Source organism: Actinospica acidithermotolerans (genome assembly GCF_018139625.1).
Taxonomy (GTDB): Bacteria; Actinomycetota; Actinomycetes; order Streptomycetales; family Catenulisporaceae; genus Actinospica; species Actinospica acidithermotolerans.
Genome location: NZ_JAGSOH010000078.1, coordinates 23,633 through 34,287 on the forward strand (window position 1 = coordinate 23,633; position 10,655 = coordinate 34,287).

The following is a 10,655-nucleotide window of genomic DNA, read 5'->3' on the forward strand; positions in this document are numbered from 1 at the left end:
GTCGGCACGGCGCACCACCTCGGTCGGCGGCTCGACAGGAGGGGCGATCCGCTCCGTGGGCGGCTCGACGGGAGCGGCGATCCGCTCCGTCGGCGGCTCGACAGGAGGGGCGATCCGCTCCGTCGGCGGCTCGACCGGAGCCGAAAGCCGCTCCGTGGGCGGTTCGACGATCGGTGCCCGCAGGAGCTCCGTGGGCAGCTCGATCGGGGCCGCCGGCTCCGTCGGGGTGAGCGCCTCGGTCGGCTCGGCGGGGGCGGCGGGCTCCACGGCGGCCATCCGCCGCGTCGGCCCCTCGACCGGCGTCGGCCCCTCGACCGGCGTCAGCCGCTCGGTGTCCACCTCGGCGCCGGACTCGGGCTCGAGCACCGGCTGCGGCGCGACGGTCCCCGGCGCGGCGGCCGGCAGCGGCTTCGGCTTCCGGTCCTTGAGCGGCCTGGCCTGCTTCGGCGCCTTCGGGGCCCTGGGCGCCCGGGCCGCCGCCACCGCGCCCTCGCGCGCGATCCGCTCCTGCAGCTTCACGATCCCCTGCAGCAGCGCCTCGGGCCGCGGCGGGCAGCCGGGCACGTAGACGTCCACCGGGATGATCTGGTCCACGCCCTTGGTCACGCAGTACGAGTCCCAGTACGGGCCGCCGCAGTTCGCGCAGGAGCCGAACGAGATCACGTACTTCGGCTCGGGCATCTGCTCGTAGAGCCGCTTGACCGCCGGGGCCATCTTGTCGCTGACCGTCCCGGAGACCACCATCAGGTCGGCCTGCCGCGGGCCCGGCGCGAACGGGATCACGCCGAGCCGGATGAAGTCGTGCCGGGCCATCGAGCTGGCGATGAACTCGATCGCGCAGCAGGCCAGGCCGAAGTTGAACACCCAGAGCGAGTACTTCCTGCCCCAGTTCAGGACGAGTTTCACCGGTTTGGGCGCGAGCTCGAAGGCTGATCCGAAACGCCGCGTGTCGGCCCCGGCCCCGGGCGCGAGCACTTGGGGATAGCCGAGGTCTACTGCTCCAGCCACGTCAGCACGCCCTTCTTATAGGCGTAGAGAATCCCCACCGCGAGGAATCCGATGAACACGAACATCTCCGCCAGCGTGGTGCCGCGGAAGCCCGGCGCGGCGAAGATCGTCGCCCACGGGAAGAGGTACACCGAGTCCACCGCGAAGATGACGTACAGATAGGCGTACACGTAATAACGCACATGGGTGTGCGCCCAGCCCTCGCCGACCGGGTCGACGCCGCTCTCATAGGTCAGCAGCTTCTCGCGGGTCGGCCGGAACGGGGAGAGCAGCCGGTTCGCGGTCAGGGCGAATACGACGAAAAGGATACCCAGCAGGAACAGGATGCCGACGATCGAATACGCGGAGTAATAGGTCGTGTGACTCATCCCGCGCTCCGCTCCTAGGTGTCATCGCTCCTGAGGCCCCGCTCGTCGCACAAGCGTACCGGCCAGCCGACGACACCCTACGCATCCGGCTCTGACAGGAGCTCAGGCGTAGACTGGCGCTAACACGACGTGAAACGTCCGTAACGCTGACCTGGCAGGCGGGTGCACTACTGTGACGGTGATCGAAGGGGCTTCGGCCAAGGACGTACGGCGGCTGAACCGGGTGGTGATCAGGATCGCCGGCGACTCCGGCGACGGCATGCAGCTCACCGGCGACCGCTTCACCCAGGACTCCGCGATCCATGGGAACGACGTCTCGACCCTCCCCGACTTCCCCGCCGAGATCCGCGCCCCCGCCGGCACCCTGCCCGGCGTCTCGGCCTTCCAGCTGCACTTCGCCGACCACGACATCCTCACCCCGGGCGACGCGCCGGACGTGCTGGTCGCGATGAACCCGGCCGCGCTCAAGGTCAACCTGCCCGCGGTCCCGCGCGGCGGGACGGTGATCGTCAACACCGACGAGTTCACCGACCGGGCGCTGAAGAAGGTCGGCTACGACAAGAACCCGCTGGAGGACGGCAGCCTCGACGGCTACCGGGTGCACAAGGTCGCGCTGACCTCGCAGACCGTCCGCGCGCTCGAGGGCCATCCGCTCAGCCGCAAGGAGGCCGAGCGGGCGAAGAACATGTACGCCCTCGGCCTGCTGTCCTGGCTCTACCACCGGCCGGTCGAGCAGACGCTGGGCTTCCTGGAGCAGAAGTTCGCCAAGAACCCGGCCATCGTGGCGGCGAACCGGGCGGCCTTCCAGGCCGGCTTCAACTTCGGCGAGACCACCGAGGAGTTCGAGGTCTCCTACGAGGTGGCCCCGGCGGCGCTGCCGGCGGGCCGCTACCGGAACATCTCCGGAAACCGCGCGCTGGCGTACGGCCTGATCAGCGGCTCGCAGCGGAGCGGCCTGCCGCTCTTCCTCGGCTCCTACCCGATCACCCCGGCCTCGGACATCCTGCACGAGCTGGCCCGGCACAAGGCCTTCGGCGTGCGCACCTTCCAGGCCGAGGACGAGATCGCGGCGGTCGGCGCGGCGATCGGCGCGTCCTATGGCGGCGCCCTCGGCGTGACCACCACCTCGGGCCCGGGCGTCGCGCTCAAGTCCGAGGCGATCGGCCTGGCCGTCTCCCTCGAACTGCCGCTGGTGATCTGCGACATCCAGCGCGGCGGCCCCTCCACCGGCCTGCCGACCAAGACCGAGCAGGCCGACCTGCTGCAGGCGATGTTCGGGCGCAACGGGGAGTCCCCGGTGCCGATCGTGGCCCCGCGCTCGCCCGCCGACTGCTTCGACGCGGCGATGGAGGCGGTGCGGATCGCGCTGACCTACCGCACCCCGGTCTTCCTGCTCTCCGACGGCTACCTGGCCAACGGCTCGGAGCCCTGGCGGATCCCGGAGGTCGAGGAGCTGCCCGACCTGCGCGAGGCCGCGCGCTTCGCGGCGGTCGAGGACTTCCCGGACGACAAGGTCTTCCTGCCCTACCAGCGCGACCCGGAGACCCTCGCCCGCCCCTGGGCCGTGCCCGGCACCGCGGGGCTCGAGCACCGGATCGGCGGACTGGAGAAGGCCGACGTCACCGGCGAGATCTCCTACGACCCGGAGAACCACGACCACATGGTGCGCACCCGCGCGGCGAAGGTCGCCGGGATCGCCAAGTCCATCGCGCCGCTGGAGGCCGACGACCCGGACGGCTCGGCCCGGCTGCTCGTGCTCGGCTGGGGCTCCACCTACGGCCCGGTCCAGGCGGCCTGCCGGCTGGTCAGGGAGCGCGGCGGCGCGGTCGCGCACGCCCACCTGCGCCACCTCAACCCCTTCCCACCGAACCTCGGCGAGCTGCTGGCCCGCTACGACCGGGTGCTGATCCCGGAGATGAACCTGGGCCAGCTCGCCCTGCTCGTGCGCGCGCGCTACCTGGTGGACGCGGTCGGCTACAACAAGGTCCGCGGGCTGCCGTTCACCTCGACCGAACTCGCCTCGGAGATCGAGACACGACTTTGACCGGATACAGCCTGGGAGTTGCCGAGCGGCCCGCAGCCTGCGAGCGGCCCTAACCAAGGGAGTTTTCACGTAATGCTGGACGTCACGGTTTCGGCCGGAGCGCCGTCGGCGAAGGACTTCAAGTCGGACCAGGAGGTCCGCTGGTGCCCCGGCTGCGGGGACTACGCGGTGCTGGCCGCCGTGCAGAGCTTCCTGCCGAGCCTGAACCTGGACCGCGAGAAGATCGTGTTCGTCTCGGGCATCGGCTGCTCCTCCCGGTTCCCGTACTACCTGAACACCTACGGCATGCACTCGATCCACGGCCGCGCCCCGGCGATCGCCACCGGCCTGGCCGCGGCGCGCCCTGACCTGTCCGTCTGGGTGGTCACCGGCGACGGCGACGCGCTCTCGATCGGCGGCAACCACCTGATCCACGCGCTGCGGCGCAACGTGAACCTGAAGATCCTGCTGTTCAACAACCGGATCTACGGCCTGACCAAGGGCCAGTACTCGCCGACCTCCGAGCCCGGCAAGGTGACGAAGTCCACGCCGTACGGCTCGCTGGACGCGCCGTTCAACCCGGTCTCGCTGGCGCTCGGCGCCGAGGCCACCTTCGTGGCCCGCACCATCGACTCGGACCGCAAGCACCTGACCTCGGTGCTGACCGCGGCGGCCCAGCACCCGGGCACCGCGCTGGTGGAGATCTACCAGAACTGCAACATCTTCAACGACAACGCCTTCGAGCACCTGAAGGCCCCCGGCGAGCGGGACCGGCACCTGCTGCGGCTCGAACCGGACGCCCCGCTCGTCTACGGCGAGCACAAGGTGGTCTGGGACGGGGAGCGCCGGGGTCTGGGCGTGACGGATCTCACCGACCCGCGCCCGGCCGTCACCCACGACGTCGCCGCGGAGGATCCGGCGTACGCCTTCGCGCTCGCCCGGCTGCAGGATCCGGCGACGCTCTCGCCGACCCCCATCGGCGTCTTCCGCAGCGTCCGGCGGCCCGTGTACGACGATCTGATGACGGACCAGCTCAGCGCGGCGGGCCACGGCAGCAAGGAGCCGGATCTCGGCGCGCTGCTGGCGGGCTCGGACACCTGGACCGTCGGAGGCGGATCGTGAGGCGGCCGGAGGCTACGTTCCGGTAACTCTCTTAGCCTAACTCAATTCTTCTCGCAGAGTTCTCACCGCCCCGGCAGTCCGACAAGTGGATGAACGAACCGGCAGGGTGGTAGGAACGATCCTTGGTGAGGGCATGAGTATCGCGTCAGCGGCGACAGAAACTGGCGAAAGAGCTTGTGCGCACCACCACGGCGGGCTCGGGGCCCGAGGGCAGAACAGAGTGAGCAGAGGCAACCGGTAGACATGAGCACCTCGACCACGGGGACGGCACCCGAGGCGGCGACGGACGCGTCGGCGCAACCCAGCGCGCTGTCCGCCGCTGCGGTGGACATCCCGGAGAGCCTCGGCTACCGGATCAAGCGCACGATCCTGGGCAAACCGCTGGTCAACGACCAGCTGTTCGGCGAGAAGCTGTCCCGCCCGATCGCCCTCGGCGTGCTGGCGCCGGACTGCATCTCCTCCTCGGCGTACGGCACCGAGCAGATGCTGACCCAGCTCATCCCGGTCTTCGGGCTGGCCGGCTTCACCCTGGTGATGCCGATCACCGGCGTCATCCTGGTCCTGCTGATCGTGCTGACGCTCTGCTACCGGGACGTCGTCTCGGTCTACACCAAGGCGGGCGGCTCCTACGTCGTCGCCCGCGAGCAGTTCGGCGTGAAGGTGGCCCAGGTCGCCGCCGTCGCCCTGCTGATCGACTACATCGTGACCGTGGCCGTGCAGATCGCGGCGGGCACGATCGCCGTCTCCTCCTGGCTGTCGCTGACCTTCAACATCGACATCACCAGCTGGAGCATCTGGATCTCCGTCTTCATGATCTGCCTGCTCTGCTACGGGAACCTGCGGGGCATCAGGGAGGCCGGCCGGACCTTCGCCTTCCCGATGTACTTCTACGTGACGATGATCGGCCTGACCGTCGTCGCCGGTCTGGCCCGCCTGGCCGTCGGCGACCTGCCGCACGCGAACAACTTCACCGACACGCGCTACGGCGGCGCGCTCGGCACGGCCCTCGACCCGGGCGCCGGCACGCACGCGATCCTGAGCTTCGTCGCGATCTCCGGCCTGCTGCGCGCGTTCGCGAACGGCGGTTCCTCGCTGACCGGCCTCGAGGCGATCTCCAACGGCGTGTCGGCCTTCCGCAAGCCGGCCGGCCGCAACGCCCGCAAGTCGATGTTCTGGATGTCCACGATGCTGGGCTCGCTGGTGCTCGGCGTCTCCATCCTGGCCTGGCAGACGCACGCCACGCCGTACGAGTCCGGCAGCCCCTCCGTGCTCGGCCAGCTCTCCAGCCTGATCTGGGGCCACGGCGCGTTCGGCAACATCATGCTGACCATCGTGCAGCTGGCGACCGCGCTCATCCTCTACACCGGCGGCAACACCTCGTTCAACGGCTTCCCGTTCCTGGCCTCCTTCGTGGCCGAGGACTCCTTCCTGCCGCGGCAGTTCCTGCACCGCGGCCACCGGCTGGCGTTCTCGAACGGCATCATCGTGCTGGCGATCATCTCGACGGCGCTGCTGCTGTTCACCGGCGGCAACCTGACGCGGCTGGTCTCGCTGTACGCGATCGGCGTGTTCACCGGATTCACGATGGCCGCGGCGGGCCTGTTCAAGTACCACAGGAACCGCAACGAGAAGAACCGCACGATCAAGCTGGTGATCAACGGCACGGCCTGCGTGCTGAGCGCGGCCGTCGTCGTCATCTTCGCGATCTTCAAGTTCACCGAAGGCGCGTGGATGGTCGTCGTGGTCTTCCCGGTCGGCGTGTTCGCGCTGATCAAGCTGAACGAGCGGTACCGCCGCGAGGCCGCCGCGCTGGCCGGCGCCCCGGCGAGCGCCAGCGTGCCGACGCTGACCCGCAGCACGGTGCTGGTGCTGGTGGACTCGGTCGACCTGGCCGTCGTCAAGGCGCTGCGCTACGCGCGCTCGCTGCGGCCGGTCGAGCTGCGCGCCGTGCACCTGATGATCGACTCGAAGCACGCCGAGCACCTGCGCAGGCGCTGGGACGCCTCGATCGCGGCGGACGTGCCGCTGGAGGTCATCGAGGTCCCGGACCGGCGGCTGCGCCGCGCGGCGGCCGAACTCGCCGCGCGCACGCACGACGAGACCGGCACCGAGGTCACCATCATGCTGCCGCGCCGCGCCTTCCACATCACCAGCCGGCTGCTGCACGACCACACGGCGGACAAGATCGCCTCGGCGGTATCCCGGCTCCCGCACGTCGCGGCCATGATCGTGCCGTTCGACGTGGTCGAGGCGATCGAGGAGATGTCCGAGTCCTCGGCCGAGGGCAACGCCGGCAAGGTCACCCGCGGCGGCCGCGCCAAGCCCGGCCACGGCGCCAAGGCCCCGCACGCCGATCAGGCGGTCCCGGTGCGCCGCACCAAGAAGATGCTGCTCGACGCCGAGTGCGTGATCGAGGAGGACCAGCCCGCCACCGGCGCGAGCACCGAGCACCGGCCGCCGATCGCCGTCCGCGACGTCCGCTGGCGCAACCGCGCGACGCTCGAGGGCCGCATCCGCAGCGTCTACGTGGGCCCGGTCTCCGGCTCCCCCGCCCTCGAGGCCGAGCTCTACGACGAGACCGGCGGCATCACCCTCGTCTTCCTCGGCCGCCGCGCGATCCCCGGCATCGAGCCCGGCGCCAAGGTCCGCGTCGAGGGCATGGTCGGCGAGACCGAGGGCTACCTCGCGATGACCAACCCCTCCTACCGCCTGCTGCCCCGCGAGGGCGAGGACGAGGGCGAGGAAGAGGGCTAGCCTCCGGCCGGGCTCCGTCCGCCCGCGTCAGCCCCCGTCCGCCGCGGCTCAGGATGCGGACGGGGCATGGACATGCGTAATAAGCGAATTACACTTGCACCCGTGACTGAGCGGCGGCGCGGGCTGATATTCGGGTTCGGGGCGTACGGGATCTGGGGGCTCTTCCCGCTGTACTGGCCGCTGCTGGAGCCGGCCGGGGCCGGGGAGATCCTGGCGAGCCGGATGGTGTGGTCGCTGGTGTCGGTGATCGTCGTGCTGGCAGCGATGCGGCACGGCGGCTGGCTCAAGCCGCTGCTGCGGTCGCCACGCAAGCTGCTGCTCCTGCTGGGAGCGTCGGCGTGCATCACCGTGAACTGGGGCGTCTACATCTGGGCGGTGAACGCGGGGCACGTCATCGATGCGGCGCTCGGGTACTTCCTGAACCCGCTGGTGACAGTGCTGTTCGGCGTGCTGATCCTGCATGAGCGGCTGCGGCGCGCGCAGTGGCTGGCCGTCGGGATCGGCGCGATGGCGGTGGTCGAGCTCGCGCTCGGGGCCGGGCACCTGCCGTGGATCGCACTGGTGCTGGCTTGCTCGTTCGGCACCTACGGTCTGCTGAAGAAGCTCGCGGCCGTCCCCGCACTGGAGTCGATGGCAATCGAGTCCGGCTACCAGTTCCTCCCGGCGCTCGGTTTCCTCATCTACCTGCAGGTCTCCGGCACGGCTGCTTACGGGCACGCCGCGTGGCACGTCACGTTCCTGCTGACACTCGCCGGCGCCGTCACGCTGATTCCGCTGCTGCTGTTCGCGGGGGCGACGAACCGGCTGCCGCTGTCGACGATCGGCTTGCTGCAGTTCCTCACGCCGGTCCTTCAGCTGCTCTGCGGCGTGCTCGTGAACCACGAGACCGCGCCGGGCGCCGAGTGGATCGGGTTCGGGATCGTCTGGGTGGCACTGGCCGTCCTGACCGCGGACGGGCTCCGGCAGGCCAGGGCGACGCGCGCGGCGGGCGCGCGAACCGCCGAAGCTCTCGCGGTGGCTCAGGCGAGCGGCGCCGGGAGCACGCCTTCGAGCACCAGCAGCGCCTCCTTGTTGCCCAAGCCGTCGGCGTAGCCGGTCAGCGCCCCGTTCGCGCCGAGAACGCGGTGGCACGGGACGACGATGCCGAGCGGATTCGAGCCCACCGCGCCGCCGACCGCCCGGGCCGCGACGCGGTCGAGGCCCAGAGCCGCCGTGATCTTGCCGTAGGTGGTCGTCGAGCCGTACGGGATCTTGCGCAGCTCGCCCCACACGCGCTGCTGGAAGTGCGTACCGCGCGGCGCGAGTTCGAGGTCGAACTCCTTCAGGTCGCCGGCGAAGTACGCCTGGAGCTGCGCTACGGCGTGCTCGAACGCCTCGGGCGCATGCTCCCAGCGCGGGTCGATCTTGGCGACGGGCTTGTTCCGGTCCTCGCTCCAGACCTGCAACGTCACGCCGGTCAGCACGACGCCGCCGGGCGCGGAGAGGTCGCGGACGCCGGTGAGCAGGTAGGCGCCGAGCGGGCTTTCGGTGGTGGTGTAGATCGTCGCAGCCGTGGCGGAGGTCATGAGTTACTCCAGAAGTAGTGGATCGCGTAGGACGCCCAGGGGTGCCAGGACTCGACGTCGGCGCTGCCGAGGCCGGCCTTCTTCATCGCGGACTTGATCACGACGTCGCCCGACAGCACGACGTCCGGGTCGCTCAGAGCCCGCATACGCAGGTAGCCCGCCGTCCACGGCCCGATGCCGCGCAAGGCCAGCAGTTCCCGCTGCGCCTGGTCCCGGTCGGCGCCCGGATCGAGCCGAACGCTGCCGTCGGCCAGCGCGCCGCTGATCGTGCGCAGGGTCTGCTTGCGCGACTCGGGCATGCCGAGCTCGGCGAAGTCCGCGTCCGCCAACGCTGCCGACGACGGGAAGACGTGCGTCAGACCGCCGCTCGGCTCGGGCAGCGGCTCGCCGCGTGCCGCGACGAGAACGCCGGCGAGCCGACGTGCCGCAGCAACGCTGATCTGCTGCCCTAGAACGGCGCGGATCGCCATCTCGTCGGCGTCCGCGGCACCCGGCGAGCGCAGGCCCGGGGTCTTCACGCTGAGCGGGCCGAGGACCGGATGGGGCGCGAAGTACTCGGCGACGGCCAGGGGATCGGCGTCGAGGTCGAACAGCCTGCGCATCCTGCCGATCGCGGTCGTGAACCCGCGCAGGTCGGCGAGATCCAGCCGGCAGTCGAGCCACGCCCCGCCGCTCGGCCGCTCGCGCACCTCGGCGATCCCGGGCCCGTGCTCGAACCGCAGGGTCCGCCGATAGACACGGTCGCCGCGGTCGCCGGTCATCTCCTCGACGCCGGGGATGGCACGGAGGCCGATGAAGTCGAAGATGTGCTCCCGGTCGTACGGCTCGCGGTATGCCAGCCGTAGCGAGATCCCGCTGCCGCCGCCGTTCCCGCGCTCGATCTTGCGCGCCGAGGTACGCAGCTCAGTCGGTGTCGAGGCGTAGATCTCGCGGATCGTGTCGTTGAACTGCCGCACGCTCGCGAACCCCGCGGCGAACGCGACGTCCGTCGCGGGCAGCTTCGTCGTCTGCAGCAGCACCCGCGCGGTATGCGCCCGCTGCGCCCGAGCCAGCGCGAGCGGCCCCGCCCCCAGCTCCGCGACCAGATGCCGCTGCACCTGCCGCTCGCTGTACCCGAGCCGAGCCGCGAGCCCGGCCACGCCCTCCCGGTCGATCACCCCGTCGTTGATCAGCCGCATAGCGCGCCCGATGATGTCCGCGCGCAGGTTCCACTCCGCCGACCCGGGCACCGCGTCCGGCCGGCACCGCCGGCAGGCCCGGAACCCGGCCGCCTGCGCCGCCGCCGCGCTCGGGTAGAACCGCACGTTCTCCCGCTTCGGCGTCGTCGCCGGACAGCTCGGCCGGCAGTAGATCCCCGTGGTCAGCACGGCGATGAAGAACACCCCGTCGAACCGCGGGTCACGCCCGCGCACCGCGTCGTACCGGTGCTCGTCGCTCTGGATTCCGCTGGTCGCCATGAGTCCATGATGACCCGGCACCGCTCCTCGCCCTAGCGGGTTTCGGACATGGATGCTGGCGCCACTCACTCACAGACGCCGACGTCGTTCACTCATAGCCGTTCACTCATACGAGCGACACGCTATGCGGCGGCGGAATCGTCGCGGTCACCGAGGTCGGGCATCCTCGATACGAACTCGAGCGCATGCGCGAGGCGCGGCGCAGGGATGCAGGCCGCACGGCGGCCGACTGAGCCGGACAGAACCGGTCGATCAGACCGTGCGGGAGTGGACCAGGTCGCAGAGGGCGTAGAGGGCGGCGCGGGCCGGGATGTCGGGGAGGGTGGCGAGCAGGTCGCGGGCCTCGTCGGCGTAGCGG

At 70.6% G+C, this 10,655-nt stretch carries 7 protein-coding genes and 1 pseudogene; 4 read left to right on the forward strand and 4 right to left on the reverse strand.

The features are described from left to right. Positions 1–486: 486 nt before the first annotated feature. Positions 487–975 (reverse strand): annotated as a pseudogene (locus KDK95_RS36090) (NADH-quinone oxidoreductase subunit B); the annotation flags it as partial. Positions 976–992: 17 nt separating this feature from the next. Further along, positions 993–1,376 (reverse strand): NADH-quinone oxidoreductase subunit A, encoded by a 384-nt coding sequence (locus KDK95_RS23145; protein ID WP_212520359.1) that lies wholly within the window; start codon positions 1,374–1,376, stop codon positions 993–995. A gap of 259 nt (positions 1,377–1,635) precedes the next feature. Between KDK95_RS23145 and KDK95_RS23150 the strand changes: the two genes are divergently transcribed. The 4 genes from KDK95_RS23150 (at position 1,636) to rarD (ending at position 8,367) form a co-directional block, all read left to right on the forward strand. Beyond that, positions 1,636–3,420 carry a 2-oxoacid:acceptor oxidoreductase subunit alpha gene (locus KDK95_RS23150; RefSeq protein ID WP_212520367.1) on the forward strand — a complete coding sequence of 595 codons (1,785 nt, stop codon included), beginning with the start codon at positions 1,636–1,638 and terminating at the stop codon, positions 3,418–3,420. 72 nt (positions 3,421–3,492) lie between these two features. Next, entirely contained in the window at positions 3,493–4,521 is a 1,029-nt protein-coding gene (locus tag KDK95_RS23155; RefSeq protein ID WP_212520360.1) for a 2-oxoacid:ferredoxin oxidoreductase subunit beta, read from the forward strand. A gap of 243 nt (positions 4,522–4,764) precedes the next feature. Beyond that, positions 4,765–7,275 carry an amino acid permease gene (locus tag KDK95_RS23160; protein WP_212520361.1) on the forward strand — a complete coding sequence of 837 codons (2,511 nt, stop codon included), beginning with the start codon at positions 4,765–4,767 and terminating at the stop codon, positions 7,273–7,275. A gap of 72 nt (positions 7,276–7,347) precedes the next feature. Then, positions 7,348–8,367 carry an EamA family transporter RarD gene (gene rarD / locus KDK95_RS23165; RefSeq protein ID WP_212520368.1) on the forward strand — a complete coding sequence of 340 codons (1,020 nt, stop codon included), beginning with the start codon at positions 7,348–7,350 and terminating at the stop codon, positions 8,365–8,367. On the opposite strand, the gene KDK95_RS23170 is transcribed toward rarD, so the two are convergent. Together KDK95_RS23170 and KDK95_RS23175 are read right to left on the reverse strand one after the other, a co-directional pair. Beyond that, the gene (locus tag KDK95_RS23170) at positions 8,295–8,840 is read right to left on the reverse strand and encodes a methylated-DNA--[protein]-cysteine S-methyltransferase (protein WP_212520362.1); all 546 of its coding nucleotides are present in this window, start codon (positions 8,838–8,840) and stop codon (positions 8,295–8,297) included. The two genes, rarD and KDK95_RS23170, sit on opposite strands and share 73 nt — an antisense overlap. Then, entirely contained in the window at positions 8,837–10,297 is a 1,461-nt protein-coding gene (locus KDK95_RS23175) for an AlkA N-terminal domain-containing protein (RefSeq protein ID WP_212520363.1), read from the reverse strand. The genes KDK95_RS23170 and KDK95_RS23175 overlap by 4 nt, the downstream gene beginning before the upstream one ends. Positions 10,298–10,655: the final 358 nt, after the last annotated feature.